This is a genomic window from Pseudomonas sp. FG98 (assembly GCF_057808595.1).
On record NZ_JBMDIJ010000002.1, the window covers coordinates 69,774 to 84,484 of the forward strand.

General features: G+C 64.7%; 18 protein-coding genes. 10 read left to right on the forward strand and 8 right to left on the reverse strand.

From position 1 onward, the window contains the following. Positions 1-34: 34 nt before the first annotated feature. Complete coding sequence (locus ACODSK_RS01905) at positions 35-583, forward strand: cupin domain-containing protein (RefSeq protein WP_009408871.1); 549 nt, start codon at positions 35-37, stop codon at positions 581-583. A gap of 28 nt (positions 584-611) precedes the next feature. Here ACODSK_RS01905 and ACODSK_RS01910 read toward each other — a convergent pair whose 3' ends face one another. After that, positions 612-2,102 (reverse strand): DASS family sodium-coupled anion symporter, encoded by a 1,491-nt coding sequence (locus ACODSK_RS01910; RefSeq protein WP_489013459.1) that lies wholly within the window; start codon positions 2,100-2,102, stop codon positions 612-614. A gap of 468 nt (positions 2,103-2,570) precedes the next feature. Here ACODSK_RS01910 and ACODSK_RS01915 point away from each other — a divergent pair, with 468 nt between their 5' ends. After that, a complete protein-coding gene (locus tag ACODSK_RS01915) occupies positions 2,571-2,903 on the forward strand; it encodes a hypothetical protein (RefSeq protein ID WP_489013461.1) in 333 nt (110 codons plus the stop codon). 112 nt (positions 2,904-3,015) lie between these two features. Further along, a complete protein-coding gene (locus ACODSK_RS01920) occupies positions 3,016-3,435 on the forward strand; it encodes a group II truncated hemoglobin (protein WP_489013462.1) in 420 nt (139 codons plus the stop codon). 62 nt (positions 3,436-3,497) lie between these two features. Here the strand turns inward: ACODSK_RS01920 and ACODSK_RS01925 are convergent, their stop codons facing one another. The 5 genes from ACODSK_RS01925 to ACODSK_RS01945 form a co-directional block, all read right to left on the reverse strand. Next, complete coding sequence (locus ACODSK_RS01925) at positions 3,498-3,800, reverse strand: hypothetical protein (RefSeq protein WP_489013464.1); 303 nt, start codon at positions 3,798-3,800, stop codon at positions 3,498-3,500. A 182-nt stretch (positions 3,801-3,982) separates the two neighbouring features. Next, positions 3,983-4,174, reverse strand: coding sequence for a hypothetical protein (locus ACODSK_RS01930; protein WP_489013466.1), 192 nt, complete (start codon positions 4,172-4,174; stop codon positions 3,983-3,985). A gap of 138 nt (positions 4,175-4,312) precedes the next feature. After that, positions 4,313-5,197: an EamA family transporter gene (locus ACODSK_RS01935; protein ID WP_489013467.1), complete on the reverse strand. Its 885-nt coding sequence runs from the start codon at positions 5,195-5,197 to the stop codon at positions 4,313-4,315. A 455-nt stretch (positions 5,198-5,652) separates the two neighbouring features. Then, the gene (locus ACODSK_RS01940; protein ID WP_489013468.1) at positions 5,653-6,204 is read right to left on the reverse strand and encodes an ATP-dependent Clp protease proteolytic subunit; all 552 of its coding nucleotides are present in this window, start codon (positions 6,202-6,204) and stop codon (positions 5,653-5,655) included. Positions 6,205-6,231: 27 nt separating this feature from the next. Next, entirely contained in the window at positions 6,232-6,627 is a 396-nt protein-coding gene (locus ACODSK_RS01945; RefSeq protein ID WP_489013470.1) for a low affinity iron permease family protein, read from the reverse strand. A gap of 180 nt (positions 6,628-6,807) precedes the next feature. On the opposite strand from ACODSK_RS01945, the gene ACODSK_RS01950 reads away from it, so the two are divergent. Both ACODSK_RS01950 and ACODSK_RS01955 read left to right on the forward strand, forming a co-directional pair. Next, positions 6,808-7,725 (forward strand): DUF72 domain-containing protein, encoded by a 918-nt coding sequence (locus tag ACODSK_RS01950; RefSeq protein ID WP_489013471.1) that lies wholly within the window; start codon positions 6,808-6,810, stop codon positions 7,723-7,725. A 178-nt stretch (positions 7,726-7,903) separates the two neighbouring features. After that, entirely contained in the window at positions 7,904-8,275 is a 372-nt protein-coding gene (locus tag ACODSK_RS01955; protein WP_489013747.1) for a Rho termination factor N-terminal domain-containing protein, read from the forward strand. 36 nt (positions 8,276-8,311) lie between these two features. Here the strand turns inward: ACODSK_RS01955 and ACODSK_RS01960 are convergent, their stop codons facing one another. Then, positions 8,312-8,548, reverse strand: coding sequence for a metallothionein (locus ACODSK_RS01960; protein WP_489013473.1), 237 nt, complete (start codon positions 8,546-8,548; stop codon positions 8,312-8,314). An 18-nt stretch (positions 8,549-8,566) separates the two neighbouring features. After that, the gene (locus tag ACODSK_RS01965; protein WP_489013475.1) at positions 8,567-9,034 is read right to left on the reverse strand and encodes a phosphotransferase system, HPr-related protein; all 468 of its coding nucleotides are present in this window, start codon (positions 9,032-9,034) and stop codon (positions 8,567-8,569) included. 152 nt (positions 9,035-9,186) lie between these two features. On the opposite strand from ACODSK_RS01965, the gene ligD reads away from it, so the two are divergent. From ligD to ACODSK_RS01990, 5 genes are read left to right on the forward strand one after another with little or no spacing between them, the layout of a single operon-like run. Continuing rightward, the gene (gene ligD / locus ACODSK_RS01970) at positions 9,187-11,616 is read left to right on the forward strand and encodes a DNA ligase D (protein ID WP_489013476.1); all 2,430 of its coding nucleotides are present in this window, start codon (positions 9,187-9,189) and stop codon (positions 11,614-11,616) included. A gap of 25 nt (positions 11,617-11,641) precedes the next feature. Then, a complete protein-coding gene (locus ACODSK_RS01975) occupies positions 11,642-12,685 on the forward strand; it encodes an acyl-CoA dehydrogenase family protein (protein WP_489013478.1) in 1,044 nt (347 codons plus the stop codon). Continuing rightward, the gene (locus tag ACODSK_RS01980) at positions 12,682-13,434 is read left to right on the forward strand and encodes a PIG-L deacetylase family protein (RefSeq protein ID WP_489013480.1); all 753 of its coding nucleotides are present in this window, start codon (positions 12,682-12,684) and stop codon (positions 13,432-13,434) included. The genes ACODSK_RS01975 and ACODSK_RS01980 overlap by 4 nt, the downstream gene beginning before the upstream one ends. After that, positions 13,431-14,030 carry a class I SAM-dependent methyltransferase gene (locus ACODSK_RS01985; RefSeq protein WP_489013481.1) on the forward strand — a complete coding sequence of 200 codons (600 nt, stop codon included), beginning with the start codon at positions 13,431-13,433 and terminating at the stop codon, positions 14,028-14,030. The genes ACODSK_RS01980 and ACODSK_RS01985 overlap by 4 nt, the downstream gene beginning before the upstream one ends. Next, entirely contained in the window at positions 14,027-14,680 is a 654-nt protein-coding gene (locus ACODSK_RS01990; RefSeq protein ID WP_489013483.1) for a glycosyltransferase family 2 protein, read from the forward strand. Before ACODSK_RS01985 ends, ACODSK_RS01990 begins: the two co-directional genes overlap by 4 nt. The last annotated feature ends 31 nt before the right edge of the window (positions 14,681-14,711 follow it).

A 14,711-nucleotide genomic window follows, 5' to 3' on the forward strand; every position in this document is an offset into this window, starting at 1 on the left:
TCGCCCATTTTTTCTTCTTAACACCAAGGCGGCTATGGACACGGGGACACGACTCAGACTGGTGCGTGAACGCAACAAGCTCTCCCAACGGGAACTGGCCCGACGCAGCGGCCTGACCAACTCGACGATCTCGCAGATCGAGCAGAACCGCGTCAGCCCCTCGGTCAGCTCCCTGAAAAAGCTGCTCGAAGGCATTCCCATGTCCCTGGCGGAGTTCTTCAGCTTCGACGAGCCGCCACGGGAAGAACGCTTCGTCTTCCGCGCCGCCGAGCAGCCCGACCTGGGCCGCAGCGGCATGCGCATGCTGCTGGTCGGCGCCAGCGTCGAAGGCCGGCAGATGCGCATGCTGCGCGAGCTGTACGCGCCCGGCGCCGACTCCGGCGAAGAGCCGATCGTGCATGCCGAAGGCGAGGAATGCGGCCTGGTCACCCGTGGCACCATCGAACTGCGGGTCGATGGCCAGGTGAGCATCCTCAACTCCGGTGACGGCTACTACTTCCCCACCACCCTGCCCCACAGTTTCAAGAATATCGGCCAGGACGAGGCCGAGATCATCAGCGCCAACACCCCGGCGAACTTCTGATGAAACGGCGGCCTTCAGGCCGCCGTTTTCACATCCAGCCCAGCCAGTGCCACCAGGTGGCGGCAAACACCAGCATCAACAGGTAACCAACCAGGGTCACGGCGATACCGACCTTGGCGAACTGCCGCGCGTTGAAGGTCTCAGTCCCCAGGCACACCATGTTCTGCGGTGCGTTGATCGGCAGGATGAAGCCGTAGCTGACCACGAAACCCAGCACCATGGTCATGCCCAGTCGGTTGAAGTCTCCCGGCAGGGTCTGCAGCACGGCGATGAGGATCGGCAGCAGCGCCGAGGTCAGCGCCGTGGCACTGGCGAAGCCGAGGTGGATGAGGATCAGGAATGCGCCGAGGATGGCGAACACGCCCAGAGTACCCAGTTGATCCAGCCCGGTATGGGCCACCACCTGCGCCCCCAGCCATTGCCCGGCCTGGGTGGTGAGCAGCGTGGTGCCGAGGCTGATACCGACACCGAAGACGATCACCGTGCCCCAGGGAATCCGCGCCTGCACGTCCTTCCAGGTCATCACGCCGAAGCGCGGCAGCAACAGCAGGACCAGCCCGGCGTAGGTGGTCGAAGTGGTGTCGAAGGCATGCAGCTTGCCCTCGGTGGCCCAGGCCAGGAGCAAGGCCAGGGACACCCCGAGCAGGCGTTTCTGCGGGCCGCTCATGGGGCCCAGGGCGGCCAGTTGCTCGGCCACCGCCGCCTTGCCGCCGGGGATACTGTCGGTTTCCGGCGGCAGCATCTTCAGCACCACGACGATCAGCACCAGCGACATCAGCACTGCCCAGGGCGCCCCGGCGATCAGCCAGTCGATCCACGACACCCGGGCGCCGAGCATCTTGTCCATGAAGCCCACGGTCAGCAGGTTCTGCGCGGCGGCGGTCTGGATACCGATGTTCCAGATGCTGGTGCCCTGGGCGACGATGATCATGATCCCGGCGGCGATGTTGGAGCGCTTGTCGACGCCGAACGCAGCGATCACCCCCATCATGATCGGCACCACGCAAGCACTGCGCGCCGTGGCGCTGGGCACCACCAGGCTGAGAAGGATGGTAACCACCACCGCACCGAGCAGGATACGCCGGGTGCTGACGCCGATGCGGTCGAGGGTGACCAGGGCGATGCGCCGGTCCAGCCCGGTGTGGGTCATGGCGGCGGCGAGAAACAACGCACCGACCACCAGCGCCAGGGCCGTGTTGGAGAAGCCGGTCAGGGCCATGCCCACCGCGGCGGAGGAGCCATAGGTGAGATTCGGGTCGGCCAGGGTCGGCGCGGTGCCGAGGAGAAACGCCAGCAGCGAGGTAATCATGATCGCACTGGCTTCGTAGGACACCGCCTCGGTGATCCAGATCACCACGGCAAAGGCGAGGATCGCCAGGACCCGTTGCCCGGCCACCGGCAGGTCAGCCGGTAGCGGCAGCATCAGCACCACTACCAGGGCGGCGATGCCGACCAGCAGGCCGATGGGCAACGCCGGCCTGGCGCTGCGGCTGGAAGAAGAAAGATCTGGCTGGCTCATCGTCACCTCGCTGGCAAACAACCTTGGCAAGCGCTCTGCGTCGCGACTTTGCCCTGTATTTCGATGATCCTCCCGGGCACACCGGAGAAAACTGACCCCGGTCAATACGTCGGCCATTGGCCGCAAAGCTGCACCGCGGATTTTGTAGGACAACCAAACAGCGCACTACAAAACGCGACCAGGCGGTCGAAAAACGATTTTGTAGTGCAAGAAAAAAATTACTACAAAAGCTGTTGACGCCATTCATCGCCCTCTGCATGATGAGCCCATCTCCCCGATCGGGAGGGCTGGCAAGGGTGTTCCAGACGGATCGAGCGATACTTCGAGACCGTCCGTGGAGTGGGACTGTCCAAAAGGCAGAGTGAAGAAAGCCCCTGTTGCGATTGCTGCTGTAGCAGCCTTGGTAGTGCGCTACATGACGTAGCGCCAGAGCGAGAAATCAATCACTGAAGAGTCATGGGGGCTTTAATGATGAACCTGAACGAAAAACCGACCATCCAGGAATTGGCCAAACTGTTCGCTGCGCGCAAAGACACGCTCGACAGCCACATCCTGTGGATCTGCGACGCCGGTGACGTGCATATCGACAGCCTGTCGCCCTGCACCACCGAAGATGAATTCGAACAGCGCAAACCCGGCATGCGTGCCCGGATGAAGATGTACCGTCGTGGCCAGGGCTACGTCGGCAAGAAAGCGGCCGCTGATACCCAGTTCGTCGGCCGCGTGCTGGAAACCCTGCAACAGGAGTGGCCAGCGCTGCGTGAAGGCCAGGGCGTTCGGGTCATCGACCGCCTCAGCTGAGTCTTCCGTCCGCTTGAGCCCGGCCCGCAAGGCCGGGCTTTTTCATGCCCGGAATCAAGGTCCGCCGCCTGTCGTTGGTTAGAATGCGGCTTTTCCCCGGAGCACCCGACCCATGACCCAACCCGCTTTCGGCACCGGCGATGCGTCCTACCAGGCCGCCGGCGGCCTCGATGGCCTGCGCCGGCTGGTGGACGACTTCTACACCATCATGGATGAGGACCCCGCTGCCCGGCCGGTGCGGCGCATGCACGCCGCCGACCTGAGCCTGTCGCGGGACAAGCTGGCGTGCTTTCTCAGCGGCTGGCTCGGCGGGCCGCGGCTGTTCGCCGAGCGCTACGGCCCGATCGGCATCCCGTCATTCCACGCGCAATGGCCGATGGATGAACAGCACGCGCAAATCTGGCTCGACTGCATGAGCCAGGCCATCGCCCGCCAGCCCTACAACGCTGAATTCGCCGACTACCTGCTGGCCCAGTTGCGCGTGCCCGCAGCGCGCATCGTCCAGGCCAGCCGCGCGCGCCACGGCCACTGACAGGCAGGCATGAAAAAGCCGGAGCTACCCTGGGACAGCTCCGGCTGTTCGGTGATTACTGTCTACGCCTGGCGCAACAGCACCTGCGGCTCCTCCGGCTGCAGGTCGGCGACCAGCGCCCTGGCCCGATCGACACCCCAGACCAGCGCCCGGCTCATGCTCTCGCCGGGCCGCGACGGGTAGTACTCCTCCAGCAGCGCCTTGCCTTGCCGGGCATACACGCCGAGGAACAGCTGGGTCGCGCCGGTGCGCGACAGCCGAACCTGGACATCGATGCTGGTGCCGTCGCTGAGCACCTCGTCATGACTGCGGCTGTGCAACATGGCGTCCGCCCATTCCCAGTATTTTTCTTCCCTGATACGCATTGCTTTCCTCCACTGGAATCAGCGCATTGACGGCACGTAGTAAGGCATAGATTGCCATCACGCTCCAGCGCCGCCGGGCGGCGCAATGAGCGAGATCAAGCAAAACGGCATCAATTGGCACGAACCGCGTACCCGTCGACGCTTTGCGCAGCTAGCCGCAAGCGCCTACGAGCGGCACGGGTTCAGCGTTTCGGCAGTGCGGCGGGCAGGAACCGGCGGCTCTCGATACGAGCCGGTACCCGCGACTTGAAGGTGACCTGGGCATCGTCCAGGGTCATGTGGGCAAAGCCCAGGCGGAATGCGGACTGACCGCAGCGCACCACAGCGTTGATCGGAAACTCATCGCCGAGGTCTTCGAGAAATTGATCCTTCATTTTCCTGCTCCCCTCTGAAAGCGACCGATACCGATCCTCCAGCGGAGGACCTGAAAATATCGGTCTCAATGCTTCAGAGACTAGCCGGACATTTGCAGACTGACCGGTCATATCGGTAATCCCCGACCAGTGGCATCTTCAGGCCTGGGCGGTACGCAATGCGTCGCGCAGGCGTGGCCCGAACACATTGATCAGCAGCCCCAGCATCACCAGCAGACCGCCCCAGCACTGCACCGCGCTCAGGCGTTCATCCAGCAGCCAGGCCGACGATGTCAGGCCCACCACCGGAACCAGAAGCGAAAACGGTGCCACTTTGCCTGCCGGGTAGCGCGACAGCAGCCGGCTCCACAATCCGTAGCCGAGCATGGTGGCGACGGCCGCCAGGTAGATCAGCGCCAGGATCGAGTTGAGGCCGATATTGCGCAGCGACGACTCGATCAGCGCCGGGCCCTCCAGGTACCAGGAAAACGCCAGGAACGGCAGCGGCGGAATCAGCGCGCCCCAGATCACCAGGGCGACCAGATCGATCTTGCCGAAGCGCCGGGTGATGATATTGCCCATGGCCCAGCAGGCCCCGCCACACAGGGTCAGGACCAGCGCCAGCAAGGGCACGTGGCTGTCGTTCTCGCTGCCGATCAGCGCCAGCCCGCCTGCCGCCACCAGCAGCCCGAGGACGCTGGCCGCACGCAGACGCTCACCGAGGAACACGGCGGCGAAGATCATGGTGAAGAAGGCCTGGGACTGCAGCACCAGCGAGGCCAGGCCCGGCGGCATGCCGTTATGCATGGCTTCGAAGAGAAAGGCGAACTGCCCGAGGGAAATGGTCGAGCCATAGGCGATCAACCAGCGCCACGGCAACTGCGGTCGGCGAATGAAGAACACCGCCGGAATCGCCACCAGGATGAAGCGCAGCGCCCCCAGCAACATCGGTGGCAGGCCGTCCAGTCCGACCTTGATCACCACGAAATTCAGGCCCCAGGCAACGATCACCACCAGCGCCAGCAACAAATCCTTGAGCGGCATTTTCCCCCCATCGCACGCGTAATAATTTGAAACATCATATCGTCATTGGCGTGGGGGGTGTCATGAAAGCGGTTCAAGGCCGGGAAGTGCACGGTGATGTAGCAAGGCGCACAGGAATGATGCAGTCCTTCGAGTCTGATTCAAGGGCAATGAGGACCCTGTGGGAGCTGGCTTGCCAGCGATTACGTCGGTGAATTCAGCATCGTTATCGCTGGCAAGCCAGCTCTCATAGAACAACACATAACTCATTGATCTAACGGGAACTTGTGGGAGCGGGTTTACCCGCGATTACTGTAGCGAACTCACCATGGCAATCGCGGCGGTCCGGCGTTCCGGTAAACCCGCTCCCACAGGGTCCGCGCCGCTCTTAGACCTGTTCTCTGCGCGACAGCGCAGCCTGAGAGGCTGGGCGGACTCCCACAGAGTTCCCGACCCACCATGGTTCCTGTGTCCGATCAGGCATGCACACTCCACTGCACCACCTCCATCCCGATCACCGAATCATCCACCGCCTGAATCAGCCCGCAGCGAATCGCCTCCTCCGGCGTGACGATGCGCGGATGCGCCATCAGGTAGCGCGGAATATCCAGCACCTCCGCGGCTCCCTGGGTGCGTTCCTCGACGATCCGCGCATACAGCTCCAGGTCGTAGTCCAGGCTCATGGCGTACTCGGCCATCCGTGCATGATCCACCGAGCCATGCAGGGTCCAGTGGAACGGATGGAACAGGAACTTGCTCAGGGCACAGGCGGTACGCCGCTCGCCGGCGAGAAAGAGGATGTTGCCCATCGACTCCACCGTGCCCAGATTGTGCGTGGCTACCGGTACCGGCAGCGAGCGCAGGAAGTTGTACAGGCTGAAGCCGTAGCTGCATTCGCCGCCCATGGTGGCGATGTTCAGTTGCAGCCGCTCGGCGCCCTGCTGCAGGGCCTTGGAGCAGGTGCTGATGAGGTTGCCGCAAGTAGAGGCGTTGATCGGTCCGGTGAAGTGAATGATATGACTGGCCATGCTCACCTCGTGCTGTGATTCCTTGGGTCAGCGGGCGTGCCGGCCGCGCGGCTCCTTGTCGGCGCCCTTGTCCTCGGCAAGCTCGCCCAGGTGCTGATAGCGTTTGCGCAATTCGTGCAACTGCTTTTCGTCGAGGTCGTCCAGCCCCAGCAGGGCCTGATGCGCCCGGCGCGTGGCTCGCAGCAGTTCGTCGACCTTGATGTGCAGCTCATCGGTATCGCGGTTCTGGGTGTTCTGGATGAGGAACACCATGAGGAAGGTAACAATGGTGGTCGAGGTATTGATCACCAGTTGCCAGGTGTCGCTGAAGTGGAACAACGGACCGCTGATCCCCCAGGCCAGGACCAGCCCGAAGGCAATGGCAAACGTCAGGGGCCGACCCGTCCAGTTGGCCAGCTTCTGGGCAAAGCGGGAAAACTTCATGGCAGCTTCCTCGTCATGGCCGGGCGACGCCGGCCCGCCATTCGGTGGAAAACCCGGGAGGGGCAAAGTTCCGTTTTTCAGATAGCGGCGGCACACCGGGAACAACCACTCGTCCATCTTCATGAACACCTCGCGCGCTACTCCAGTCGCACCCTCAAGGACACGATAAGGGGCGAGACGGTGAGCGAAATTCGCATCGGCATTTCCGGTTGGCGCTATGCCCCATGGCGCGGAGTCTTCTACCCCGAGGGACTGCCCCAGGCACGGGAGCTGGCGTTTGCTTCGCGGGCAGTGAACAGCATCGAGATCAACGGTTCGTTCTATGCCCTGCAAACGCCACAACGCTACGCCGGATGGCGCGACGACACGCCGGACGACTTCGTCTTCGCGGTCAAGGCACCTCGCTATATCACCCATGTCCGCCGGCTCAAGGACATCGATGAACCGCTAGCCAATTTCTTCGCCTCGGGAGTACTGCAACTGGGTGCCAAGCTGGGGCCGATCCTATGGCAGCTTCCGCCGAGCCTGAAGTTCGATGCGCAGCGCCTTGCCAATTTCCTCCAGCGCCTGCCCCAAGACCATCACGCTGCCAGCCAATGTGCCCGGCACTGCGCCGAGCGCCTGAAGAAGGATGGCGCCTTCGCCAGCCCGGGCAAGGGCACGCTGCGTCATGCCATGGAAATCCGCCACGACAGTTTCCGCGATCCAGCCTTCATCGACCTGTTGCGCCAGCACAAGGTTGCCTTGGTGGTAGCCGACACAGCGGGCAAATGGCCTTGCCTGGAAGATCTCACCTCCGACTTCGTCTACCTGCGCCTGCATGGCGACGCCGAGCTGTATGCCAGCGGCTACACCGAGGCGGCCCTGCGCAACTGGGCCCGACGCATCCGTACCTGGCATCGCGGCCAGCAGCCGGGCGATGCGCAACTGGCCGGCCGGCGCGAGGACGCCTGCAAGGGCGGCAAGAGGGTGTACTGCTATTTCGACAACGACCTGAAAGTCCGTGCCCCCTTTGATGCACGCAACCTGCTGCAGCGCCTGAAGCTCGATGGGCCGTTGCAAACCGAACCGGGCAAGGCTCCGGATCCACCACTGTGAAACCCGGGAAATGGCCATCCGCGACCCTGCCCCAGGAAAGCCTGGCCAATCCCATAGCCACCAGCAATGGTCCCCTCGGGCGCAAGGCACGGATCGATTGCGAGAAAGCTGGCGGGACGTGGTGCCCCCCTTGAGCCGTATCGCCGAACCCTCAACACAACCACCAGAGGTTTTCCCCATGCCACGTGGAAGCAAGGACAAATACACCCAAGCACAGAAGCGCAAAGCCGAACATATCGAGGACAGCTATCAGGCCAAAGGCGTGCCCAAGGATGAAGCCGAAGCCCGGGCCTGGGCCACGGTCAACAAGCAGTCCGGCGGCGGCGAAAGAGCCGGGGGTTCGGGGCAGAAAAAAAGCGAGGCCGCCAAGCACCGCTCGCGCCAGTCGTCGGCCCGGCGCGCAGCCAGGACCAGGCAAGGCGAGCCCCGCCCCGATCAGCCGATGGAAGACATGACCAAAGCGGAGCTGATGGACAAGGCACGCAAACAGAACATCGCCGGGCGATCGAAAATGAAGAAGGCTGAACTGATTTCGGCGTTATCCAGATAGCGGATGAACGGGACCGGGAACCCGGTCCCGATACTGTCACGGCGAGATCGGATCGCTCGCCGGAAAAGTCTCTTCCAGCGCGTTGTCCATATTTGATTCATCCGGCTGCCTGGCCTTGTCATCGCCACAATGGCACTCGCTCATCCGGCACGCCTGGCCATTGGCGTGACCGCTGGCACAGGCTTCGCAGCAATAGGCCTCACCGCCTTGCTGCACGGCATTGGCGTCCACCTCGCAGGTGCATCCGGGGCAGGCACAGTGTTGTTCGCTCATGGTCTTGTCCTCCTTCGATCAGGATTCTTCGTCGCCTTCAGCGGGCGAGACACGGTCGGTCCAGGGCTTGCCGTCCAGCGGCGCCGAGCGGGCCAGTTCGGCTTCGTCGAGACCGATGCCGCCACCAATCTCGTTTTCATCTACACGACGCAGTTGCTTGTCCACCGGGCCATCGCCGCCGCGCTCGGACGGATCGCGTGCACCACTCTGGTCGTACAGGGTGTCGGGGCTCAGGTCGTCCCAGGTGACGTTGTCTTCATGCAGGCTTTCGCTGAGGGCTTCACCACCACTCATGCCACTGCGCTCGACGCGCTCGGCGGGAAATTCGCGGTTCACTTCTTCCGCCGGTCGCGCGTCGCCAGCGCGGCCCTGGCGCTCGTCGTGGCGCTCGCTGAAATCCAGCTCGCGAATTTCACCCATGCGGTCCTGCAGATCGTCGATTTCCTGGGGAACGTGGGTGGCGGGCTTTGCGCTTTTCTCGATCATGGCAACCTCGATTGCGGATGGGCTGTACCTGAGTCGACTCACGCCCTTGGCCAATGATTCAGTCTTTCTGCCGCCCGGTCGCCACGCCGATTGAACTCCGTTCGAGCCCGCCCTCTCCCACTGGATAGGACGCCGGAAACAGAGCATTCGCCATGGTCAAGCCACTTGAGGAATACCAGCGCAAGCGCAACTTCGCCGCCACCCCGGAACCCGCCGGCAAGCGCGCCCGGGGCAAGGCCCAGGCGTTGCAGTTCTGCATCCAGAAACACGACGCCAGCCACCTGCACTACGACTTCCGCCTGGAGCTGGATGGCACCCTGAAAAGCTGGGCGATCCCCAAGGGGCCGTCGCTGGATCCCAAGGTCAAGCGCCTGGCGGTGCATGTCGAGGACCATCCCCTGGACTACGCCAGTTTCGAGGGGCATATCCCCGAGGGTCATTACGGCGCTGGCGATGTGATCGTCTGGGATCGCGGCATCTGGATCCCCGAAGGCGATCCGCACCAGGGCTACGCCAAGGGCCATCTGCGCTTCGAGCTGCAAGGGGAAAAACTCGCTGGCCGCTGGAACCTGTTCCGTACCCGCCTGGCCGGGAAGAAGGAGCAGTGGATGCTGGTCAAGTCGTCGGACAGCCGGGCCCGCGAGGAAAGCGACTACGACATCCTCCAGGCCGAGCCGGACAGCGTGCTCAGCGACCGCAGCCTGCCGGCCACCCGGGCCGCGCCGAAGAACGCCACGCGCGGTACGCGCAAGACGGCCCTGCCCGCAACCCTCAAGCCACAACTGGCGACCCTGGTCGACTCACCGCCCGCAGGCGACTGGCACTACGAGATCAAGTTCGACGGCTACCGCATCCTCGCCCGCATAAAGCACGGCAAGGTGCAGCTGTTTACCCGCAATGGCCACGACTGGACGGCGAAGATGCCACGCCAGGTGGCCGCGCTGAAAAAGCTCAAGCTCAAGTCCGCCTGGCTCGATGGCGAGATGGTGGTGCTCGATGACAACGGCCTGACGGATTTCCAGGCCTTGCAGAACGCCTTCGACAGCGAGGACGACGCTGCCCTTCTCTACTACCTGTTCGACCTGCCCTGGCTCGATGGCCACGACCTGCGGACGCTGCCATTGCAGGAGCGGCGCGCCGCCCTGGAAAAGCTACTGGCCGATGCCCCGGAACCGTTGCGTTACTCCACCAGCTTCGCCGAACCGGTCGACTCGCTACTGGCCAGCGCCTGCCGGATGAACCTCGAAGGGCTGATTGGCAAGCGCCAGGACAGCCCCTACAGCGGGCAGCGCAGCAGCGACTGGATCAAGCTCAAGTGCCAGCAGCGCCAGGAGTTCCTGGTGGTCGGCTACACAGACCCGAAAGGCAGCCGCACGGGCTTCGGGGCCCTGCTGCTGGCGCTGCATGACGGCGAGCGGTTGCGCTATGCCGGCAAGGTCGGCACCGGTTTCAGCGCGGCCACCTTGCAGCGCCTGCTCAAGCAACTGCAGCCCCTGCACAGCCAGCGTCCACCGTTGGCCAATCCGCCCGGCGGCGCCGAAGTCCGGGGCGTGCACTGGTTGCAGCCGCACCTGCTGGCGGAAGTCAGCTTCGCCCAGATGACCCGCGACGGCATCGTCCGCCACGCGGTATTCCACGGACTGCGCAACGACAAACCGGCCAGCGCCATCGAACTGGAGCGCCCCATGCCCACGCAGAAAGCCGCGACCAAGGCCCTGCGCCTGACCCATCCCGATCGCATCGTCGATGCCGGCAGCGGTACCCGCAAACGGGATATCGCCGAGTACTACGCCAAGGTCTCCGGGCTGCTCCTGCCCCATCTCAAGGACCGCCCGGTAGCGCTGGTGCGTGCCCCGGACGGCCTGGACGGCGAGCTGTTCTTCCAGAAGCACGCCGCCGCCCTCGACCTGCCCCGGATAAAGACCTACGACAAGGCAACGGCCGGCCAGGCAGCCATGGTCATCAACCGCGAGGACACCCTGCTCGCCGCCGTGCAGATGAACATGCTCGAACTGCACACCTGGAATGCCACCGACAAGCAGTTCCAGCGCCCCGACCGCTTTGTCCTCGACCTCGACCCGGACCCGAAGCTGCCATGGAAGGCCATGGTCGAGGCCACCACCCTGACCCTCACCCTGCTGGAGGAGCTGGGCCTGCGCAGCTTCCTCAAGACCAGCGGCGGCAAGGGCATCCATGTCGTGGTGCCGCTGCAACGCAGGGCTGGCTGGGACGAGGTCAAGGACTTCAGCCACGCCATCGTCCGCCATCTGGCCGGGCTGTTCCCCGAGCGGCTGTCGGCGGTGTCCGGGCCGAAGAACCGGGTCGGGCGGATCTTCATCGACTACCTGCGCAACGGCCTGGGGGCGACCACCGCCTGCGCCTGGTCGCTGCGCGCCCGCGAAGGCCTGCCGGTGTCGGTGCCGATCTGGCCGCAGGAGCTGGCCGGGCTCAAGGGTGCCAATCAATGGACCCTGACCAACATCGATGAGCGCCTGGCCGAGGGCAACGCCCCCTGGCAGGACTACGCCGGGACCCGCCAGTCGATCACCGCCGCCATGCGCAAGCAACTCGGCCTGAAGTGAACCTCAACGACCAGGAGCAACGCCCATGAGCATCATCCAGGACTTCGACCTGGGCAGTCTGGACACCCTGCTGCGCAGCTTCACCCAGCGCCCCCAGGCGCTGCACCTGGACACCCAGTTGCCGCTGATCCTGCAGTCCTTGCGCCAGGATCATCTGGACCTGCTGCCGTTGCCCGGCCAGGGCCACACCCTGCAGCGCTGGCAGACCCTGGCCCGGGTCGCCGGTTGCGACCTGAGCCTGGCCAAACTGTACGAAGGGCATACCGATGCCCTGGCGATTCTTTCCGAATGCGCGGCCAGCCATCAGGTCGGCCAGGGTATCTGGGGCGTATGGGCGGCCGAGCCGCCGGATGCGCGCACGCGGATCGTCGGGCGTGACGGCGACCAGGTGCTGCTGGAAGGCTGCAAGGCCTGGTGCTCCGGCGCCCTGCAGATCGACAACGCCCTGCTGACCGCCTGGGACGAGGACGATCAAGCGCAACTGGTCGCCATCGAGCTGTCCCATCCCAGCCAGCGCATTCTCGCCGAGGGCTGGCAGGCGGTGGGCATGGCCACCACCACCAGCGTGGTGATCGAGTTCAACCGTTCGCCGGCCCAGGCCATCGGCGCGCCGGGGCAATATCTGTCGCGCCCGGGGTTCTGGCATGGCGGCGGCGGGATCGCTGCGTGCTGGTACGGTGCGGCCGAAGCCTTGGCCGACTACCTGCGCGAACACTGCCGCAAACCGCGTCCGGACCCGCATGCCGATGCCCATCTGGGCGCCGTCGATGCCGCCCTGTGCGGGGCCCGTGCAGCCCTGCGCGAATGTGCCGCCGCGATCGACACCAACCCCGGTGGCGACGCTGAGCTGCAGGTACGACGGTGCCGGGCACAAGTGGAACAGGCGGTGAGCCAGGTGATCGAGCATGTCGGCCGGGCCCTCGGGGCCACGCCGTTTTGCCACAACAGCCACTTCGCCCGACTCGCCGCCGACCTGCCGGTGTATCTGCGCCAGAGCCATGCCGAGCGCGATCTCGCCGTCCTTGGCCAACAGCTGGCGCAGTTGCCGGCAGGGGCATGGCAGCTATGAGCGAAGACCTGTTCAAGGGCCCGGCCACCCGCGCCGAGCAATGGCAGCACTCGGCCCATCTGGCCCGTGCTACCTGGATCGAACCCGACCAGCTGTGCCCGCCCGGCCAGCGCCTGGTGGTGGTTGCGCCCCATCCTGACGACGAGATCCTGGCCTGTGGCGGCCTGCTCGCCAGCTTCCGCGGGCGCGAGCAGGATCTGTTGCTGATCTCGGTCACCGACGGCGAAGCCAGCCATCCGGGCTCGACCCAGTGGACCGAGCATCGCCTGCGCCGCCAGCGCCCGCAGGAAAGCCGCAACGCCCTGCACAAGCTTGGCCTCGATGTGCAGGCGCTGGACTGGCAACGCCTGGCGCTCAAGGACAGTGCCGTGGCCCGCGACGAAGCCTTCCTGGTCAACCACCTCGGCCACCTGTTGCACAGCGGCGACCAACTGCTGTGCACCTGGCGCGGCGACGGTCACGGCGATCACGAAGCGGTCGGTCGGGCCTGTGCCCGGGCGGCGCAGGCCAAGGGCGTCGAGCTGCTGGAGGTCCCGGTATGGGCCTGGTACTGGGCACAGCCCGAGGATTCGCGAATTCCCTGGGAGCGGGCGTTCAAGGTGCGCCTGGATGGCGATGCGCTGCAACGCAAACAGCAGGCGATCACGGCTCATGTCAGCCAGTTGCAAGCCGACGGCGACAGTCCGCCGGTGCTGCCGGAAGCGACCCTTGAATGCCTGATGCAACCTTTTGAACTGGTGTTCCGATGAGTGTCGATGCGCAGTACTTCGCCAAGCTGTTCGCCGCCAGCGACGACCCCTGGGCCTTCCGCAGCCGCTGGTACGAGCAGCGCAAGCGCGACCTGATCATGGCCAGCTTGCCGCGGCAGTTCTACGCGCGAGTGTTCGAACCGGCCTGTGCCAATGGCGAGCTGAGCGCGGCCCTGGCCGAGCGCAGCGCCGAACTGCTGTGCCACGACCTGGATACCACCGCCGTGTCGCTTGCTCGCCAGCGTCTGGCGCAGCTGCCACAGGTCCGGGTCGAGCAGGGACGATTGCCAGGCGACTGGCCGGGAGGATGCTTCGACCTGATCGTGCTCGGTGAAATCGGTTACTACCTCGATCCCGAACACTGGTTGCAGGTGATCGAGCAATCCGTGGCCAGCCTGGCCGAAGACGGTGGGCTGCTCGCCTGCCACTGGCTGCACCCGATCGACGGCTGCCCGCAGGACGGGCGCCAGGTGCATGCGCTGCTGGAGCAGCGCCTGCCGCTGTACCGGGTGCTGCGCCATGAGGAAGCGGACTTCTTGCTCGAGTACTGGAGTTGCCGGCCCAGCCTGGTCGACCTCGACGAGACCTGCCCATGATTGCCGTGATCATCCCCGCGCATAACGAAGCCGCCAGCCTGCCCAATTGCCTGGCCGCGATTCACGTCGCCGCCCGCGCCGCCGAAGCGGCCGGGCACCAGGTGGAGATCCTGGTGGTACTGGATCGCTGCAGCGATGCCAGTGCCGAGGTCGCGCGCAGTTTTGCCGTGCAGATCCTTGAGGTGGATGCACGCAATGTCGGCCAGGCACGCCGGGCCGGCGCTGAACACATGCTGCAACGCGGCGCCCGCTGGCTGGCCTGTACCGATGCCGACAGTTGCGTGCCTGAAGGCTGGTTGCTCTGCCAGTTGGGCTTCGCGGCGGATGCGGTCTGCGGCACGGTGCATATCACACAGTGGCAGCCGGACCAGGACCAGACCCTGCGCGAGCGCTACCTGGCCCATTACCAGATGCGCGAGGGTCATCGTCATATCCACGGCGCCAATCTCGGCATCTGCGCCAGGGCCTACGAAAGAGTGGGCGGATTCCGTCCGCTGGCGGCGCATGAGGATGTGCAACTGGTCAATGATTTGCTGGCCTGCGGGGCGCATATCGTCTGGACGGCGATGAACAGCGTTGCTACCAGCAGCCGCATGGACGGTCGGGCGCGGGAGGGGTTTGGGGATTATCTGAGGTCGTTGATGCCCTGAGATCGAGGGTGTGGCTGCCAGCCTCATCGTC

Excerpts from the sequence above, each read along its gene's own strand:
- ACODSK_RS01940 (WP_489013468.1), bottom strand. The coding sequence starts at position 6,204 with ATGGCCAGTCATATCATTCACTTCACCGGACCGATCAACGCCTCTACT.
- ACODSK_RS01985 (WP_489013481.1), top strand. The coding sequence starts at position 13,431 with ATGAGTGTCGATGCGCAGTACTTCGCCAAGCTGTTCGCCGCCAGCGAC.
- ACODSK_RS01915 (WP_489013461.1), top strand. The coding sequence starts at position 2,571 with ATGATGAACCTGAACGAAAAACCGACCATCCAGGAATTGGCCAAACTG.
- ACODSK_RS01930 (WP_489013466.1), bottom strand. The coding sequence starts at position 4,174 with ATGAAGGATCAATTTCTCGAAGACCTCGGCGATGAGTTTCCGATCAAC.
- ACODSK_RS01925 (WP_489013464.1), bottom strand. The coding sequence starts at position 3,800 with ATGCGTATCAGGGAAGAAAAATACTGGGAATGGGCGGACGCCATGTTG.
- ACODSK_RS01955 (WP_489013747.1), top strand. The coding sequence starts at position 7,904 with ATGCCACGTGGAAGCAAGGACAAATACACCCAAGCACAGAAGCGCAAA.
- ACODSK_RS01960 (WP_489013473.1), bottom strand. The coding sequence starts at position 8,548 with ATGAGCGAACAACACTGTGCCTGCCCCGGATGCACCTGCGAGGTGGAC.
- ACODSK_RS01980 (WP_489013480.1), top strand. The coding sequence starts at position 12,682 with ATGAGCGAAGACCTGTTCAAGGGCCCGGCCACCCGCGCCGAGCAATGG.
- ACODSK_RS01945 (WP_489013470.1), bottom strand. The coding sequence starts at position 6,627 with ATGAAGTTTTCCCGCTTTGCCCAGAAGCTGGCCAACTGGACGGGTCGG.
- ACODSK_RS01935 (WP_489013467.1), bottom strand. The coding sequence starts at position 5,197 with ATGCCGCTCAAGGATTTGTTGCTGGCGCTGGTGGTGATCGTTGCCTGG.
- ACODSK_RS01975 (WP_489013478.1), top strand. The coding sequence starts at position 11,642 with ATGAGCATCATCCAGGACTTCGACCTGGGCAGTCTGGACACCCTGCTG.
- ligD (WP_489013476.1), top strand. The coding sequence starts at position 9,187 with ATGGTCAAGCCACTTGAGGAATACCAGCGCAAGCGCAACTTCGCCGCC.
- ACODSK_RS01910 (WP_489013459.1), bottom strand. The coding sequence starts at position 2,102 with ATGAGCCAGCCAGATCTTTCTTCTTCCAGCCGCAGCGCCAGGCCGGCG.
- ACODSK_RS01905 (WP_009408871.1), top strand. The coding sequence starts at position 35 with ATGGACACGGGGACACGACTCAGACTGGTGCGTGAACGCAACAAGCTC.
- ACODSK_RS01990 (WP_489013483.1), top strand. The coding sequence starts at position 14,027 with ATGATTGCCGTGATCATCCCCGCGCATAACGAAGCCGCCAGCCTGCCC.
- ACODSK_RS01920 (WP_489013462.1), top strand. The coding sequence starts at position 3,016 with ATGACCCAACCCGCTTTCGGCACCGGCGATGCGTCCTACCAGGCCGCC.
- ACODSK_RS01965 (WP_489013475.1), bottom strand. The coding sequence starts at position 9,034 with ATGATCGAGAAAAGCGCAAAGCCCGCCACCCACGTTCCCCAGGAAATC.